Genomic DNA, 16,569 nt, shown 5'->3' with positions numbered 1-16,569 from the left:
CAGGCGCTTCGCGTGGAGCCGTTATCCGGAAGCCTTCGGATCGCGGATTTTTAACCCGCTCCGATGGAGGCCCCCGACGGGCGGGGCGTTGGCGCGCCCCGGACCGCCTGGGCGATTTCAGCCCAGGCCTGCTGGCTCGATCCGTCTATCCCCGGCGCCGGAGTTTCGTCGCGACCAAGGCGAACCTGCTCCGAACCGACCTGGAACGTCCTTGTGGGACACGACGGACAAGCCTTCCCGCTCGTCCACCCCCGAAGGCCGCATCGGTCGCCGTACGTGCGCCCTCCCCATGCCTTCGGGTGGGATCATTATCCGCCAGCCTGGAAGGGTGGGCATCGGAAACGTGCGTTTTCCTGTAGGGCGCTGATTTCGTTCGCATCCGTTTCAGCGACCGCGGGGATAGACGCGCGGCCGATGGACACTTGGCTCACCGCATGGTTGAACAAAGCCAGACTTAGGGGCTCTGCAGACATGACGGACACGACCACGGGCTCGCGCCGCTTCGAGATCGGCCGGGTGATTTCCGGGACTTTCGCGGTCATCGGCCGCAACTTCGTTCCCTTCTCCCTGCTGGCGCTGCTGCTGGGCGGCCTGCCCAACCTGCTGATCAGCCTGGGCCAGATCTGGTTCGTGGGTCATCAGCAGACCTTCTCCCCGCAAGCGATAGCCGGCTCCTTCGTGGGCATGGTGATCATGATCGTCGCAGCCTTCGTGCTGCAGGCCGCGATCGTCCACGCCACGGTGGCGGACCTGAACGGCCGTCGCGTCGTCGTCCGCGAGAGCCTGAAAGTCGGCCTGAGCAACTGGCTGCCGCTGTTGGGCCTGGCCATCCTGATGGGCCTGGGACTGATGATCGGGTTCGTCCTGCTGGTCGTTCCCGGGATCATCCTGGCCGTGATGTGGTCGGTCGCGGTGCCGGCCAAGGTCGTGGAGAAGATCGGCGTGATGGCCGCCTTCCAACGCAGCCGCGACCTCACTCGCGACCGCCGCTGGGCGATCTTCGGCCTGTTCGTGATCTACGTGATCGCCGTGTGGATCGTGGAGATCGCGATCATGGCGGCCTTCATGCCCTTCATGCTGGCCAAGGGCCTGCCGACCCCGGAAACGACGGTCGGTTTCACCAGCTCCATCAACATCGTCTCGTTGGTCGCCTCCCCGCTGATCGCCACCATCAGCACCCTGGTCAGCACGGCCGGCGGCGCGACGCTCTATTCCGAGCTACGCGTCACGCGCGAAGGCGTCGGCCCCGAAGCGCTGGCGTCGGTGTTCGACTGATCATGGCCGAGACCGCTCGCACGCCGCTCGTCATGGGCGAGGTCTTCCGGGACGCCGGCCAGGTGTTGGCCCGGTGTGGACTCATCCTGCTGCCGCTGTCCGCGGCGCTCGTTTTCACGGGCACGGCCGGGGCCGCCTGGCTTCGCCAGCACGCGCTGGTTGTGACGCCGGGCTTTGCCGACAGCGCCGCTGGTCTTGCCTTCGTGAGCCTGACAAACGGGGTCATCAATTGGCTGGCCATGGCCGCGCCGCAGAGCCTGTTTATCGCGGCCGCGAGTTGGACCGTCGCCCAGGTCCTTGAGGGTGGCTCCCCGACCGCCGGCCAGACCCTCAGCCAGGGCCTGCGCCTTTTCCTGCCGGTGCTGGCCGTCCAGGCGCTCTATCTGCTGGGCGCGATGGCGGGCGCGCTGCTGCTGGTCGTGCCGGGGATCATCCTTGCGCTGATGTGGATTTTGGCCCCCTCCGCCCTGATCGTCGAACGACTGGGGGCGGTCCGGGCCTTGAAGCGCAGCCGCGCCCTGACCAAGGGACATCGCTGGGCGTTGCTGGGTCTGACGGTGTTCTACACCCTGGTCGTGGTCGCTCTCGAATGGGTGATTTTCCAGATCACAACGCCGGGAATGTCCTTCGTCCGGGCTGCAAACGCGCCGATCAACGCCTACGGAGTGGCGCCGTTGTTGACCGCCCTGGCCGCGCCGTTGAGCGTCGCGATCATGACCACGATCTACATGCACCTGAGCAAGGCTCATCGCGGCTCGGCCGACCTCACAGCCGAAGTCTTCGCCTAGCCCTTGTCGAACTTGTCCTTGCGGCGCTTGCCCAGCAGCAGCCGCGACTCCAGCCGGCCGCGCAGGGCGGCGTAGTAGGCGGCCAGAAAGTCGCCGTCCGACTCGTCGGGCGCGGCGCTCCAGCCGATCTTCAGGCGGATGCGGGCGGCGACCAGGGCGATGGTCTTGGTCTCGTAGCGGCGCAGCACGTCCTCCAGCACGTGCAGCTCCTTGACCCCGTAGGCGTCGAGCTGGGCCATGGTGAACCTGAAGCGCCCGACCGACGGCCGCGAGGTCTCCACCAGGTCCGGCGCCAGTTTGCGGGTCGGGGCCTTGACCACCCAGGTGCCGGCCACCAGGTCGCCCACCCGCAGGCGGTCGCGGTTGAACAGGGGGAACAGCATGAAGACCGCGCACCACGTCAGGCCGGCCAGGCTGATCCACGCCCCGACCTGGTCGCCCTGCACGGCCAGGAAGCTGATGGGCAGGTAGAGCTCGATCTCGCGCATGGCGTTGCGGGCGAAGATGGCGTCGGCGGTCAGGCGGCCGCCGTTGCGGGCCGCCACCCGCAGGCCCATGGCCCGCTTGCCCGGCGTGGCCGCGCCGGGGGTCAGCTCGAACAGCACGAAATAGAGGTTGCGCAGCACGAAGAACACCAGCACCGCCACCGTGCCGATCACCTCCCAGCCCTTGCCCTTCGAGCCGATCATCGCCAGGGCCGCCAGCAGGGCGAAGGCGATCAGCGCGGCCAGCATGATCAGCAGGTCGATCAGCAGGGCGGCGGCGCGCTCGCCCGCGTCGCCCAGGCGCAGCTTCAGGTCGACGCCCTCGGGCGTGACCAGCGAGCGGGCCCGCCGGTCGTCGCCGGCCGCCGGATCGGGGATGGCCATCGCCGCCCCGGCCTTGGAAGTCTTCCGCGCCGCTTTCATCGCACGACGCTCCGGCGGCGCGGCAGGTAGAGATAGGCCGGCCAGGCGACCAAGGTGGCCAGGCCGATCCCATAGCGCGCGAAGTCGTTCTGGATCACCTGCCGTCCGACGCCTTCCAGGATCCCGGCGCAAAACAGCATGACCACCACACCGCCCATCAGGGTCGCGGCCTGCCGGCCCGCCTGGGCCATGGCGGCGGGGCGGGAGAGATCGCCGGGAAAGGCCAGGGTCCAGCCGATCCGCAGGCCCGCCGCCCCCGCCAGGATCACCGCCGAGATCTCGGTCACCCCGTGGATCGCCAGCCAGCCGCCCGCCTCGAAACCCAGGCCCTTCATGCCGAACGCCGCCAGGAAGGCCCCCAGCATCGCGCCGTTATAGGCCATCAGCATCGAGGTCGGCAGGCAGAAGGCGAAGCCCAGGGCGAAGGCGAAGATCGCCACGCCGGAATTGTGGGTGAACAGGAAGGCGGCGAACACCGACAGGCCCTTGTGCTCGCCGTGGTCGTACAGCGTGGCTCGCATCGCCTCGACCGAGGCCGTCGGCCCGCGCCCGCCCGCCAGATCGCCCGGCACGAAGGCGCTGAACCAGTCGGGGTCGTGCAGGGTCAGGAAATAGGCGGCCAGCACCCCGACCAGGGTCAGCAGGAAGCTGGCCAGGGTCTCGCGCCACAGGGCCTTGGCCGCGTCGGGCCAGGCATGGCCGAAGAATCCGCCCAGCCGCTCGACGAAGTTCGACCGCGTGCCGTAGACCAGGAAATAGGCCCGGGTGCTCAGGCTCTCCAGATAGTCGACCAGGCCCTGGTCCAGCGAGGTGGCCCGGGCCACCGACAGCGACGACAGGGCCTGGCGGTACAGCACCGGCAGGGCCAGCAGCTCCTCATCGCTGAGCGCCTTGGCCGAGCCCTTGCCGACCTTGGTCAGCAGCGTCTCCAGCCGCCGCCAGTCGTCCTCGCGCTCGGCCCGGAAACGGTAGCTCTTCAGGTGCAGCTCGGCCATCAGAGCAGGTCCCGGCGCTTGAGGTCCAGATAGCTCGCCAGCAGGGCCGGCCCGACCTGGTCGGCCGGCGCCTCGACGATCTCCACGCCCATGCGGCGCAGGCGGGTCACCACCACGTCGCGCTCGCGCAGCAGCGAGGCGGCGACCACGGCGCGCGAGACGTCGTCGGCCTCCTCGGGCGCCTTGCGCTCGATCGCCTCCAGCTCCTCGTCGCGCATCATCACGAACAGCACCAGGTGCTGGCGTAGCAGGCGGCTGACGTTCTCCAGCATCAGCTCGGCGCTGGTGGAGTCGGCGATATCGGTGAACACCACGATCAGCGAGCGCCGCGACAGCTGGCCCGACAGCTGGGTCAGGCCCAGGGTGTAGTTGGTCTCCTCGGTCGAATAGTCGATCTTCGCGGCCAGGCGCTGCAGGGCGCCGAAGGCGTTGGGACCGGACGTCACGCCGCTGGAGACGTTGGGCCGGGCGTCGAAGCCGAACAGCCCGACCTTGTCGCCCATCTTCAGGCCGACATAGGCCAGCAGCAAGGTGGCGTTGAGGGCGTGGTCCAGCCGCGGCTTGCCCAGCAGCGACTGGCTCATCAGCCGGCCGGTGTCGATGGCCGCGACGATGTGGTGGTTGCGCTCGACATGGAATTCCTTGGCCAGCAACGCGCCGTGGCGGGCCGACTGCTTCCAGTCGATGGCCCGGCGGTTCATGCCGGGACGGAAGTCGGTCAGGGCGTGGAAGTCGCTGCCGCCGCCCAGGTCCAGCTGCAGGCGGTGGCCGACGGACGGGTCGCGCGAGAACAGCCGCAGGGCCTCTTCCTTGACGCCGGCGATGTCCAGCGTGACCGGGATCACCTTGTCCAGGGCGTCGTCGCGCTGTTTCCAGGTCAGGCCCAGCGGACCGCGCCAGCGGGCCGAGACGCGGTGCACTCTGCCCTCCCCGCGCCGCACCGCGGTCAGGGTCAGCGGCAGGGCGGCCTGGCGCTCGTGGGTGCGGGCCCGGCCATGGGCGGGTTCGGCGGTCAGGCGGTCGTCCAGGTCGACGGCGAACTCCACGCTTCCCGGCGCCACGCCGCGCGGGAACGAGGCCTGGAGCAGCGCGGGCTTGGTCGCGCCGCTGGACATCGAACCGGGAGCCGTCAGGCCCAGCTGCATCCTGCGCCGGCCGGGGGCTAGCAGGGCGTCGACGAACAGCAGGGCCGCGACCAGCGCGATCCAGGCCGGCCCCACCAGCCACAGCCGCGCCGAGACGAGCGCCGCCACCAGGGCCAGGGGCGCGCCCAGGACCATCAGGAACATCGCTCTGGCCGTGGGATAGATCCGCAACGTCCCGCCCCTAGCCTGCCCGGCTCATCGCGGGGCCTCGACCTGGTCGACCAGGCCGCGCACCACGTCGTCGACCTTGCGGCCTTCGATCTCGGCGGCCGGCGACAGGATCACCCGGTGGCGCAGGGCCGGCAGGGCCAGCGCCTTGACGTCGTCGGGGATCACATAGTCGCGGCCCTCCAGGGCGGCGCGGGCCCGGGCGGCGACGGCCAGCATGGCCGCGCAGCGCGGCGAGGCCCCGCCCGACAGTTCGCCGGTGTCGCGGGTGGCCCGCACCACCCCGACGATGTAGCGGACGATGTCGTCGGTCAGGCGCACCGACGCCACCGCCGCCACGGCCTCGCCGATCGTGGCCGTGTCGCCGGCCGCCGCGACGTCGAACGCCTCCGGCGAGGGCTGGCCGGTGCGGCCGCCGTGGCTGGCGACGATGGCCGTTTCCTCGGCCAGGCTGGGATAGGCCAGCACATGCTTGAACAGGAAGCGGTCCAGCTGGGCCTCGGGCAGCGGATAGGTGCCCTGCTGCTCCAGCGGGTTCTGGGTGGCCACCACCATGAACCGGTCGCTGAGCGCATGGCGCTCGCCGTCCAGGGTGACGTTGCGCTCCTGCATGGCTTCCAGCAGCGCCGCCTGGGTCTTGGGCGGGGTGCGGTTGATCTCGTCGGCCAGCAGCAGCTCGCAGAAGATCGGCCCCTTGACCAGGGTGAAGGCGCTGGTCTGGAAGTTGAACAGGTTGGCGCCCAGGATGTCGCCCGGCATCAGGTCGGGCGTGAACTGGATGCGGCCGAACGCCAGGTTCACCGCCTGGGCGAAGCACTGGGCCAGGAAGGTCTTTGCCGTGCCGGGCGGACCTTCCAGCAGCACGTGGCCGCCGGCGAACAGGGCCGTCAGCATCAGGTCGATGGTGTCATTCTGGCCCACCACGGCCTTGGCCGTTTCACCCCGGATCCTGCCGGCGAGCGCCTGCACCTCAGCGACGTTCACGGGTCATCTCCAGTCTCCACTGATGCCATTTGACGGCGACCTTCATCAGGTCGCCCAAGGAACGGACCGTCCGCGTTTCCTCGTCCAGGTGCGAGGCGCTGTCGACCGCGCCGAAGCGCTGGCCCTGGCGGTCCAGGAAATCGGTCAGGGCCTGGCCCTCCAGGCGCGAGCCGCCGTGCCGCTGGCCGCCCAGGGCCCGGATGGCGGCGGCGCGTTGCAGCTCGGCGTAGCGCGGGGCCAGGGCCGGCTCGCGCCGGGCCATGCGGATCAGGCCGGCGGAATTGTCGATCAGGGCGTCCTTGCCCAGAGCCAGGGCCCGCTCGCCGCGCCGCACGGCCCGGAACCGCGCGGCGGCGTGCAGGCCCATCAGCAGGGCGGCGACCGCCAGGCACAGGGTCGCCCCGACGAACGGCGGCTCGAAGGCCAGCTTCAGCAGGCTCTGCGACCGCGAGAAGCCGTCGAGCGTGACGTCGAAGGCGATGGTCCGCCCCCGGTCCTCCCTGAAGGTCCGTCCGCCGCCGACGGCGTCGTCCCGCAGCGCCCGCAGGATCCGCACGCCGCCGCGGGCCGTGCGGACATCCTTCAGCCCCATGGTGTTCAGCAGGTCGGGATCGGCCAGGTAGTAGGTCTCGGTCGGCAGGCGCCGCGCCAGGACGATCCGGCCCTTGGCGTCGGTGAGCACCGGCGCCAGGCCGGGGCCGGACAGGGTCTGCAGGTTCCTGATCGGCCCGGTCTCGAGCACCAACCCCTCGGCCAGGCCGCCCGGCGCGCCGGTCAGCCGCTGCGGCGCGGCGCCCTTGTCGATCGTGGTCGAGGCCTTGGGAATACCGACCGCCTTGAGCAGACCGGCCAGGTCCCGAGGCGCGACGGGCTCCAGGCCGCCCACCCAGCCGGGATGGCGGGGATCCAGTCCGCCGGTCCATTTGGGCAGCACCACCAGGGTGCGCGACGACAGCTGGGCCGCCTTGACGTAGGCGTCGCGCGAGACGTTCGATTCCGGCGTGAAGATGATCAGCGCCGGCTCCTCGCGCCTCAGGTCGCGACGGCTGACGATCACCGGCTCGTTCAGGCCGCGCAACAGGCGCACCATGCCGCCATAGCCGATCGCCGACCTCGACAGGGCGTGGGCTCGGCCGTCGTCGCCTGACTGCAGGTCCGGCGCGTAGGTCGACAGCACCATGAAGGCCGAGAAGGCGAAGACCCCGGCCACGATCATGCCCAGCACGACCTTGGGCGAGAACAGCCCCTTGTCGCCGTCGCGCGGGGCCTCGGCCGGGATCGCGGTCTCCACCGCGCTCATCGCCAGGCCTCGGCGAAGGCGAAGCCCTCATAGGCCTGGCGGCAGGCGGCGAACTCATCGGCGCCGACCGCGCGCCCGCCGAAGAAGCTGCGCTCCACCACCCGGGCGATCTGGCTGAACGTAATGCGCACCCGCTCGGGGACGCCGTCCAGCTGGGCGATGTCGCGGCTGGTCAGGGCCGGCTTGATCAGGTCGGGACGCTTGCCTTCGATGTCCTCGATGCTGCGGAACAGGATCAGGTGCACCGCCTCGGCGAAGCGGCCGGCGGCGGCCAGCCGGTCGGCGTCCTCAAGCAGGGTCCGAGCCTTGGCGGCGCTGGGCCGCCAGGCCTCGTCACCCAGGACCGGTCCCTTGTGCGGCTTCAGCGACGGCCAGCGCGTGGCGATCAGCTCGCGGCCGACGAAATACAGGATGACCGCCGCCCCGAGGATCAGGCAGCCCCAGAACACGTAGGTCAGATAGGGCGCGGCGGCCGCCAGGGCCTTGCCGACCGCCACCAGCCAGTCGGGAACGTGGGGCGGCTTGGGCGCGGCGGTCGGCTCGAACTGCAGGTCCTTGCCGCGCAGCAGGGCGTCGTGGGCGCGCGCGAAGGCGTCCGACGCGCCGTCGAAACCCGGCGACGCCGCGTTGCGATCCACACCAGCCCCCGACGCCAAACCCCAACTCCACATTGCCCCGACGACATTGCTAGACGATTCAACTTTCAGTGTCGCCTGCAACCGGCGCGCCGCGGACGACGATTGGCGGAGACATTGCTCCCGGCCCGGAGAATCGATTCGACGGGCGCGGCCCGCCGGGGCGGCGCGCCGACGCCCGCCACGATCGCGCCGCCTTGGGCCGGAACCTTGCGGCCAGCCTTCCGCCGACGCCGCCGAAGCGGTGATTTTAGCCAATCATTTCAAGGAAGGTTGGTGGGCCGGCTGGGATTCGAACCCAGGACCATTCGATTAAAAGTCGAATGCTCTACCACTGAGCTACCGGCCCGCATCGACACGGCGGGAGGCCGGTGGAAGCGGCGCGGACCATAGTCGGGGGCCGCCCGGCTCGCAAGCGCGCTTTCGCGCACCGAGGGAGATGACGAACGCGCCCCAGTGGCGTTAGGCTGGCGGCATGCGCAGTCTCGTGCTTCTCGCCGTCGTCGTTCCTTTGCTGGCCGCCTGCGCGTCCAAGTCGGAGCCCCCGCCCCAGAAGATCCAGACCACCTCGGACGCCAACAAGGACGGCATAGCCGGCGCGGCCCAGGCGCCGTTGCGCGACATGAACCTGGTGCGCACCAAGATCCCGCCGGTCCTGCTGGAGGCAATCGCCGATCCCTACGCCCGCCCGCCAGGCAAGAAGATCAGCTGCGACACCCTGATCATGATGATCACGCCGCTGGACCTGGCCCTGGGCGAGGATGTCGACAAGCGTCCGCCGGAGGACGACGAGGATCTTATGGACCGCAGCAAGCGCATGGCCGGCTCGGCGGCCTTCGGCGCCATGGCCAGCGCCGCCCAGGACCTGATCCCGATGCGCGGCTGGGTTCGCAAGCTGAGCGGCGCCGAGAAGCACGACAAGCTGGTGCAGCACGCGGTGGCCTCCGGCGCGATCCGCCGCGCCTATCTGAAGGGCCTGGGCGAGGCCCGCGGCTGCAACCCGCCGGCCACGCCCCAGCACCTGGCCAAGCCGGCGGCGCCGATCGTCGAGAAGCGCTTCCCCTGGCAGAAGGACGAGCCGGCGGCCGACGCTCCGGTCGTCGAGACCCCCGCGGCCGATGTGGCGACGGCGGACGCGCCGGCGGTCGACACACCGGCGGCTCCGCCGACGGCCAAGAAGAAAAAGCCGTTCTACAAGGTGTGGTAGCCTGGGTAGGCCCGCTTCAGGCGATGCCCAATGCTCGGCGAGGAAATCGAAACGGTGCGGGCCTTGCGCTCTCTCCCGCCGGTGGGGGGCGTATCTGGCAATGATCCTTTTCAGACGGTCGATGCGCCCGCTTGTCGGCCCCTTCGCCGCCCCCTATCCGCCCTGCTGACGCGCCGCGAAGTCTCGGCGGAACGCCTCGAACCGGCCCTCGGCGATCGCCGCGCGCATGGCCGCCGTCAGGGCCTGGAAGAAGGCGATGTTGTGCCAGGACAGCAGCACCTGGCCCAGAATCTCCTCGGCCTTGAACAGGTGGCGCAGATAGGCCTTGGAGTAGTCGCGGCTGGCTGGGCAGTCGCTGGCGGGATCCAGCGGGTCCTCGTCCTCGGCGTAGCGGGCGTTCTTGATGTTGATCGCCCCGTCCCAGGTCCAGGCCTGGCCGTGGCGACCCGAGCGGGTGGGCAGCACGCAGTCGAACATGTCGACGCCGCGATAGACGGCTTCCACAAGGTCGATCGGCTTGCCCACGCCCATCAGGTAGCGCGGCCGGTCGGCCGGCAGCATGGCCGGGGCGTAGTCCAGCACCTCGCACATCGCCTCGTGCCCCTCGCCGACCGCCAGCCCGCCCAGGGCGTAGCCGTCGAAGCCGATCTCCTGCAGGCGATCGGACGACTCCTGGCGCAGGTTGCGGAAGGTCGAGCCCTGCTGGATGCCGAACAGGGCCTGGGCGTCGCGCGTCCCGAATGCGGCCTTCGAGCGCTTGCCCCAGCGGGCCGACAGCTCCATGCCCTGGCGCGCCCTGGCTTCCTCGGCCGGCCACGCCACGCACTCGTCCAGCTGCATGACGATGTCGCTGCCCAGCAGGTCGGCCTGGATCTCCATCGACCGTTCGGGGCTGAGCACATGCTTGGAGCCGTCGATGTGGCTGGAGAAGGTGACGGCCTCTTCCGTGACCTTGCTGATCCCCGACAGGCTCATCACCTGGAAGCCGCCGCTGTCGGTCAGGATCGGCCTGTCCCAGCGCATGAACCTGTGCAGCCCGCCCAGCCGCTTCACCCGCTCGGCCGTGGGCCGCAGCATCAGGTGGTAGGTGTTGCCCAGGATGATGTCGGCGCCGGTGGCCTTGACCTGGTCGACGGTCATCGCCTTGACCGTCGCCGCCGTGCCCACCGGCATGAAGGCGGGCGTGCGGATGTCGCCGCGCGGGGTCTTCAGGACGCCCGTGCGCGCCGCGCCGTCGGTGGCGGAGATCTCGAAGGGAAAGGCGACCATCAGGCTTGCTCGGGCCCATTCTCGTTTAAGGGGGCGCGGAACAGCAGGCTGCCGTCGCCATAGGAATAGAAGCGATAGCCGGTGGCGATCGCGTGTTCGTAGGCCGCCTTCATCGTCGCCTGGCCGGCGAAGGCGCTGACCAGCATGAACAGGGTCGACTTGGGCAGGTGGAAATTGGTCATCAGCACGTCGGCGGCGCGGAAGCGGTAGCCGGGGGTGATGAAGATCGCCGTCTCGTCCGCGAACGGCCTGACGATCCCGTCCTCGCCCGTGGCGCTCTCCAGCAGGCGCAGGCTGGTGGTGCCGACGCAGACGATGCGTCCGCCGGCGGCGCGGACCGCGTTCAGGGCCTCGGCGACGTCGGCCGGCACCTCGCCGAACTCGGCGTGCATGCGGTGTTCGGCGATGACGTCGGTCTTGACCGGCAGAAAGGTGCCCGCCCCGACATGCAGGGTGACGAAATGCAGGGACACGCCCCTCGCCTTCAACCGCTCCAGCAGGTCCGGGGTGAAGTGTAGGCCGGCGGTCGGGGCGGCCACCGAGCCGTCCTCGCGGGCGTAGACGGTCTGGTAGTCGGCGCGGTCGCGGTCGTCCTCGGCCCGCTTGGCGGCGATATAGGGCGGCAGCGGCATCTCGCCATGGGCGGCCACGGCCAGGTCCAGGTCGACGCCGGAAAAGTCGAAGGCCAGCTCGATCTCGCCGCCTTCGTGCTTGGCGACCACGGTGGCGTCCAGCAGGCCGGCCAGGCAGACGCGGCCCTGATCGTGGCCGAAGGCGATGCGGTCGCCTGCCTTCAGCCGCTTGCCCGGACGCATGAAGGCGACCCAGCGGTCGGGCGCGATCCGCCGATGCAAGGTGGCCTCGACAGCCACCGGCGAGCCGTCGCCGCCGCCGGTCTCGCGGCCGGCCCGCAGGCCCATCAGCCGGGCCGGGATCACGCGGGTGTCATTGAAGACCAGGGCGTCGCCCGGCCGCAGGAAGTCGGGCAGATCGCGCACGATCCGATCTTCCAGACGGTCCCCCGGTCTGACGACCAGCAGGCGCGCGGAATCCCGCGGTTCGGCCGGCCGCAGGGCGATCGCCTCGTCGGGCAGGTGAAAATCGAAGTCGGACAAGCGCATGGGGCGGCTTCAAGGCCACGACGGGGCGTCGAGGTCAAGCGCCGGGCGCCGGGAGGTAGGCCAAGCTTTGATGGACAAACCGTCCCTCCGTCCCCCATCCTGGCTGTCGACGCCATCACCGGGGGGAGCCATGACCGTCATCGACCGCCGCCTGCCCGCCTTGCTGGCCTGCCTGGCCCTCGCCGCCTGCAAGCCCGCCGCCGAGGTCAAGACGCCCGAAACGGCGCCCGCCCCGTCGACCGCCCCAGCCGCGGCGCCCGCCGCGCCGGTGACGTTCTCGCACGACCCGAATCTGGACAGCCGGGGCGTCTATCTCACCGACGCCGCCGTGCAATCCGGCAACCTGAAGCTGGTCTCGCTGGACATCGGCCAGGCCGACGACTTCGCCGATTGGGAGGCAGGCAAGCGGCCGGCCACCTATGCGCCGATCTTCATGACCTTTGACGACGTCACCAGCCCGACGGCGGAGAACGAGCTGGGCCAGATCTACCGCACGGTGTCGATCCGGGTGATGCCGACCGCCTATCGCGTGGACGGCCGCGAGGTCAGCTTCCACGGCGTCGATCCGAACCTTGGCCAGGTGACCTTCACCGGCGCCTTCGATCTCAAGGCGTTGAAGGCCGCCAAGGCCGCCGGACCCGGAGAACCGAAACCTGTCCTGACGGGCGCTCTGCAGGTCGGCGCCCACCCCTTCCGCAACATCGTTTTCAAGTACTTCGGCGGCGACTAAGCCCCGCGCGGACGCCATGCGGTCGTGCTAAGGCCGGGGGCATGCGCCTGATCCTCCACCTCGCCAACCTGTTTCTGCGCGGCACCGCCCTGATGCTGTGCCTGATCAGCGCGGTCGCCGGCCTGACCTGCCTGGGCGGGGCGTTCAGCGACCGCCTCGACGCCCTGACCCACGCCGCCCCGCTGTGGCTGGCGTGCGGGGGCGCGGGACTGGCCCTGGCCGTCGCCTTCTCGCGAGACGGGGAGCGCAAGGCCCTCGCCGGCGTCGCCTCGCTGGGGGTCGTCGCCGTGCTGGCCCTGATGACGCCGGAACTACTCTCGGCCCTGCAACGGCCCGAAGAGCCGGCCAAGGACATGTCGCGGCTCAAGCTGGTCCAGTTCAACGCCTGGGCCGACAATCACGATCCCGACGCCACGACCGCCTGGCTGCTGAAGCAGAAGGCCGACGTCGTGGTGCTGGAAGAAGCCGGCGGCGCGGCCTGGCCCGTGGTGCGCGCGCTCAAGAAGGCCTACCCCTACAGCACGGCCTGCCGGTTCAAGTATGGTTGCGACACACGGATGTTCAGCCGCTGGCCCATCGTCGCCGAGCACGGCTTCCACCAGGACGATCGCAGCCTGGCAGGCGGCTGGATGACCCTGCGCCATCCGCGCGGCGACTTCACCGTCGCCGGAACCCATTTCGTCTGGCCCATCCCGGCGGGACAGTGGCAGGCGCAGAGCCGGACGCTGGTCGGCAAGCTGGCGGCTTTTCCCAGGGACAGTCTGATCGTCACCGGCGACTTCAATTCCACGCCGTGGTCGTGGAGCCTGCGCCGGCAGGACAAGGCCCTGGGCCTTGAGCGCCGAACCCGGGCCCTGGCCAGCTGGCCGACCGGCGCGTTCACCCGTGTCGCCAGCGCGCCCTTCCCCGTCCTGCCGATCGACCAGGTCTACGCCGGCAAGGCCTGGAAGACGGTCAAGGTCGAGCGCGGCCCCAGCCTGGGCTCGGACCACCGTCCCGTGGTGGCGATCCTGGCCCGCTGAGCGGCCACAAGCGAGCGCCCAGCAAAAAAGGCCCCGGTCTCCCGGGGCCTTTCCATTTCGAACGCCGTGACGCGCTCTAGGCGTCGGCGGCGATCTTGGCGCTGAGGATCTTGCCCGGATTGCGCGGCGGCTCGCCGGTCGGCAGGGCGTCGACGTTCTCCATGCCTTCGACCACCTGGCCCCAGACGGTATACTGGTTGTCCAGGAAGGTGGCGTCGTCGAACACGATGAAGAACTGGCTGTTGGCCGAGTTCGGATCGGGGGTGCGGGCCATCGAGCAGACGCCGCGCACGTGCGGCTCCTTGGAGAACTCGGCCTTGATGTCCGGCTTGGCCGAACCGCCGCGGCCGGTGCCGGTCGGGTCGCCGCCCTGGGCCATGAAGCCGGGGATCACGCGGTGGAAGACCACGCCGTCATAGAAGCCTTCGCGGACCAGCTCCTTGATGCGGTCGACATGGCCCGGAGCCAGGTCGGGGCGCATCTTGATCGTGACGGGCCCGGTCTCGAGCGTCAGCAGCAGGGTGTTTTCGAGGTCGGCCGACATGGTCATCCCTTGAGGATTGGAGGAGTCGCAAGGCTTCTAGCCCGCTTTCCGCGAGGGGGAAACCGCCGGGTTGCATCCCGAACGCGGATCAATCGCCACAGCCCGGCTGGCGGCCTAGCGGACGTCGACCGCCAGATCGACGTCGCAGACCGAGAAATCGGCGCCCCGCGCCGCGCGCTTGCGGGCGATCTCGGCCTTGAACCAGGGGCTGGCGGTGTCGACCACCCGGACGCTGGGACGCTCGGCCGGGGGGATGTCGGCCAGCAGCCGCACCTTGGTCATCCGGTCCTGCGGCTTCTCGACCGGCTCGCCGGTCTTGATGGCCCGCACCACGTCCAGCCCGACCAGCACCCGGCCGAAAGCGGTGTAGCGCTTGTCCAGCGACGGATAGGGCTGACGCATCAGGAAGAACTGGCTGTTGGCCGAGTTGACGTCCTCGTCGCGGGCTTCTCCGACCACGCCGGGGCAGTAGGTTCCCCAGGCCGAGACCTTCTTATCCGAGGTGACCTCGGCCCAGCTCCACGCCTGGCTGACGACCGGCAGCGATTTGAGCAGCCCCACCTCGGTCCCGGCCGGGGCGGCGGCGGCCGTGAACGGCGTCGATGCGTCGCGACGGAAGGTGAACTCGGCCTTCAGGTTGGACTTCTTCGTGCCGCCCTCCCCAGTGTCGTCCGGATCGCCGGTCTGGGCCATGAAGCGGTCGATCACCCGGAAGAAGGTGCGGCCGTCATAGACGCCCTCGCGGGTCAGCTCCTGGAAGCGCGCCACGTGGCCGGGCGCGACCTCGGGGATCAGCTCCAGGATCACCCGGCCCTTGTTGGTGTCGATCACCACCACGTCCTCGGGGGCCGGCGTGCGCCACTCGGTCGGCCCCGGGGGCGCGATCTTCGCGACCTTCGGCGCGGCCTGCGCCCCGCCGACCGCGACGAGGCTCGAAAGAACGGCGGCCGTGGCGATCAGCGGACGGATCATCATTTCACCTTCACCGGCACATCGACGTCGCAGGGCCCGAAGGCCCCGCCCATCTCGGCCCGCTTCTTCTCGACCAGAGCCGCGAAGGCGGCCGAGCGGGTGTCCATCACCTGGATGCTGGGACGCTGGGCGGCCGACATGTCGGACAGCACGCGGACGGTCAGCATCTTGTCCTGCGGATCGGGGACCGGCTCGCCGGTCTTGATCGCGCGGATGGCCTCGAGGCCGGTCAGGGCGCGGCCGAACGGCGTGTAGGTCTTCTCCAGCGAGGCGTAGTGCTGGCGCATGAAGAAGAACTGGCTGTTGGCGCTGTCGGGATCGTTGGCCCGGGCCATGCCCAGCACGCCGGGACAGAACGCGCCCCAGGCGGCCACCTTGCCGTCGGCGGTCATCGCCGCCAGGGCGCTGTTCTGACTGTAGACCGGCAGCGCGCCGACGAAACCCATCTCGGTCGTTCCGGACTTGCCGGCCGGCGCATAGCCGGGGCCGCGGCGGAACAGGAACTCCGCCGTCAGATTCGGCTGGTCCGAACCGCCGGTGCCGTCGTTCTTGGGGTCGCCCGTCTGGGCCATGAAGCCGTCGATGACCCGGAAGAAGGTCAGGCCGTCGTAGAAGTGGGCCTTGGCCAGGTCGCGCACCCGCGCCACGTGGTTCGGCGCGGTCTCGGGCGACAGCTCCACGATGATCCGGCCCTTGTTGGTGTCGACCACCAGAATGTTCTCGGGGTCGGGCGTCCGCCAGTCGGAGGCCTGCTGGGCGCTGGCGGCGGAGGCCGCGGTGAGCGCCAGGACGGCGGCGATGGACGCAAGCTTCATGGAGATCCCCGATAGACTGTCCCGACGGCGTAGAACGCCGCCGCGCGCACGACAAGTGGCGGCGCTTTAGAGCCGACGATTCCGGCGAGTTTCCGGCGCACGATCTCTCGTCCTCACGCGGCAGGCCGCTGAGCGTATGGAAAGGGACGCGGAGCGCCGGACGACGTCCGGAGTGTTTGAGTAGTAACCGTTTCGACGAAGCCCGAACGCTCCGCGCGACCGTTATCCGCAAGCCCGCCGCGCTAGGCCCTGTTGGAGCCGCGCCTTGGCGCCTGCGACGGGCGGGCCAGGCCAACGCGCCTGATCCCGGACCGCGAGCGTCATCCGCCCGCCTGTTGCAAAGTCGGCCCTCGCGCCACGCCGTTTTAGTGTTCCATGCCCGGCCGGCCCTGGAGACGCGAGGTTTGGCGCCGTCCCTACGCACGCGGACGCCGCCGCCGACAGAGCTTCCCGCTCGATCGCCCCCCGCCGCCGCATCGGTCGCCGGCCATGCGCCCTTTCCCTGCGTCGAGGTGAGACCAGGATACGGCCAGTCAGAGAGGGTGCGGGGCATAAAGTTTTAGCGCCGCGATTTCAGCGGCTTGGTCGTCGCATTGACGGGGACATGCCCTTGCGGCGTGTCCCCAACCGCCCGGCTCCGTGCGAAACCTGGGGACACCGAACACCCACCCCTTAAGCGCGTAAATTATAA

The 16,569-nt window shown here is 69.9% G+C and carries 16 protein-coding genes and 1 tRNA gene; 5 read left to right on the top strand and 12 right to left on the bottom strand.

All coding sequences use genetic code 11. The features are described 5' to 3' along the window. The first annotated feature begins 471 nt into the window (after positions 1-471). Positions 472-1,275 carry a DUF7847 domain-containing protein gene (locus tag BM066_RS22085; RefSeq protein ID WP_089930311.1) on the top strand — a complete coding sequence of 268 codons (804 nt, stop codon included), beginning with the start codon at positions 472-474 and terminating at the stop codon, positions 1,273-1,275. Positions 1,276-1,277: 2 nt separating this feature from the next. Beyond that, positions 1,278-2,063 carry a DUF7847 domain-containing protein gene (locus BM066_RS22080; RefSeq protein ID WP_089930310.1) on the top strand — a complete coding sequence of 262 codons (786 nt, stop codon included), beginning with the start codon at positions 1,278-1,280 and terminating at the stop codon, positions 2,061-2,063. Here the strand turns inward: BM066_RS22080 and BM066_RS22075 are convergent. The 7 genes from BM066_RS22075 to BM066_RS22045 all read right to left on the bottom strand — a co-directional run bounded on the left by BM066_RS22075 (position 2,060) and on the right by BM066_RS22045 (position 8,547). Continuing rightward, a complete protein-coding gene (locus BM066_RS22075; protein WP_089930309.1) occupies positions 2,060-2,971 on the bottom strand; it encodes an RDD family protein in 912 nt (303 codons plus the stop codon). The genes BM066_RS22080 and BM066_RS22075 overlap by 4 nt on opposite strands. Beyond that, on the bottom strand, positions 2,968-3,966 hold the full coding sequence (locus BM066_RS22070) for a stage II sporulation protein M (protein WP_089930308.1): 999 nt from the start codon (positions 3,964-3,966) through the stop codon (positions 2,968-2,970). Before BM066_RS22070 ends, BM066_RS22075 begins: the two co-directional genes overlap by 4 nt. After that, a complete protein-coding gene (locus BM066_RS22065) occupies positions 3,966-5,282 on the bottom strand; it encodes a DUF58 domain-containing protein (protein ID WP_255367685.1) in 1,317 nt (438 codons plus the stop codon). The genes BM066_RS22070 and BM066_RS22065 overlap by 1 nt, the downstream gene beginning before the upstream one ends. A 24-nt stretch (positions 5,283-5,306) precedes the next feature. Then, positions 5,307-6,263, bottom strand: a complete 957-nt coding sequence (locus BM066_RS22060; RefSeq protein ID WP_089930307.1) for an AAA family ATPase — start codon at positions 6,261-6,263, stop codon at positions 5,307-5,309. Then, positions 6,250-7,563, bottom strand: a complete 1,314-nt coding sequence (locus BM066_RS22055) for a hypothetical protein (RefSeq protein ID WP_089930306.1) — start codon at positions 7,561-7,563, stop codon at positions 6,250-6,252. The genes BM066_RS22060 and BM066_RS22055 overlap by 14 nt, the downstream gene beginning before the upstream one ends. Then, entirely contained in the window at positions 7,560-8,201 is a 642-nt protein-coding gene (locus tag BM066_RS22050; RefSeq protein ID WP_218150930.1) for a hypothetical protein, read from the bottom strand. Before BM066_RS22050 ends, BM066_RS22055 begins: the two co-directional genes overlap by 4 nt. A 271-nt stretch (positions 8,202-8,472) precedes the next feature. Then, positions 8,473-8,547: transfer RNA gene (locus BM066_RS22045), tRNA-Lys, on the bottom strand. Between the two features lie 126 nt (positions 8,548-8,673). On the opposite strand from BM066_RS22045, the gene BM066_RS22040 reads away from it, so the two are divergent. After that, positions 8,674-9,405: a hypothetical protein gene (locus tag BM066_RS22040; RefSeq protein WP_089930305.1), complete on the top strand. Its 732-nt coding sequence runs from the start codon at positions 8,674-8,676 to the stop codon at positions 9,403-9,405. A 153-nt stretch (positions 9,406-9,558) separates the two neighbouring features. On the opposite strand, the gene tgt is transcribed toward BM066_RS22040, so the two are convergent. Beyond that, positions 9,559-10,674 (bottom strand): tRNA guanosine(34) transglycosylase Tgt, encoded by a 1,116-nt coding sequence (gene tgt, locus BM066_RS22035; RefSeq protein WP_089930304.1) that lies wholly within the window; start codon positions 10,672-10,674, stop codon positions 9,559-9,561. Then, entirely contained in the window at positions 10,674-11,795 is a 1,122-nt protein-coding gene (queA, locus tag BM066_RS22030) for a tRNA preQ1(34) S-adenosylmethionine ribosyltransferase-isomerase QueA (protein ID WP_089930303.1), read from the bottom strand. The genes tgt and queA overlap by 1 nt, the downstream gene beginning before the upstream one ends. Positions 11,796-11,925: 130 nt before the next feature. On the opposite strand from queA, the gene BM066_RS22025 reads away from it, so the two are divergent. Next, positions 11,926-12,525 carry a hypothetical protein gene (locus BM066_RS22025; RefSeq protein WP_089930302.1) on the top strand — a complete coding sequence of 200 codons (600 nt, stop codon included), beginning with the start codon at positions 11,926-11,928 and terminating at the stop codon, positions 12,523-12,525. A 41-nt stretch (positions 12,526-12,566) separates the two neighbouring features. After that, the gene (locus BM066_RS22020; protein WP_089930301.1) at positions 12,567-13,547 is read left to right on the top strand and encodes an endonuclease/exonuclease/phosphatase family protein; all 981 of its coding nucleotides are present in this window, start codon (positions 12,567-12,569) and stop codon (positions 13,545-13,547) included. A gap of 76 nt (positions 13,548-13,623) precedes the next feature. Here the strand turns inward: BM066_RS22020 and BM066_RS22015 are convergent, their stop codons facing one another. The 3 genes from BM066_RS22015 to BM066_RS22005 all read right to left on the bottom strand — a co-directional run bounded on the left by BM066_RS22015 (position 13,624) and on the right by BM066_RS22005 (position 15,878). Then, positions 13,624-14,091 (bottom strand): peptidylprolyl isomerase, encoded by a 468-nt coding sequence (locus BM066_RS22015; RefSeq protein WP_029914804.1) that lies wholly within the window; start codon positions 14,089-14,091, stop codon positions 13,624-13,626. 114 nt (positions 14,092-14,205) lie between these two features. Next, positions 14,206-15,063 carry a peptidylprolyl isomerase gene (locus tag BM066_RS22010; protein WP_089930316.1) on the bottom strand — a complete coding sequence of 286 codons (858 nt, stop codon included), beginning with the start codon at positions 15,061-15,063 and terminating at the stop codon, positions 14,206-14,208. Next, entirely contained in the window at positions 15,063-15,878 is an 816-nt protein-coding gene (locus tag BM066_RS22005) for a peptidylprolyl isomerase (RefSeq protein WP_089930300.1), read from the bottom strand. The genes BM066_RS22010 and BM066_RS22005 overlap by 1 nt, the downstream gene beginning before the upstream one ends. Between the last annotated feature and the right edge of the window lie 691 nt (positions 15,879-16,569).

The organism is Caulobacter sp. UNC279MFTsu5.1 (assembly GCF_900114015.1).
In the GTDB taxonomy this organism is placed as follows: domain Bacteria; phylum Pseudomonadota; class Alphaproteobacteria; order Caulobacterales; family Caulobacteraceae; genus Caulobacter.
The sequence above is the reverse complement of the archived record's forward strand: the minus strand, read 5'-3'. Positions and strand labels throughout refer to the sequence as shown.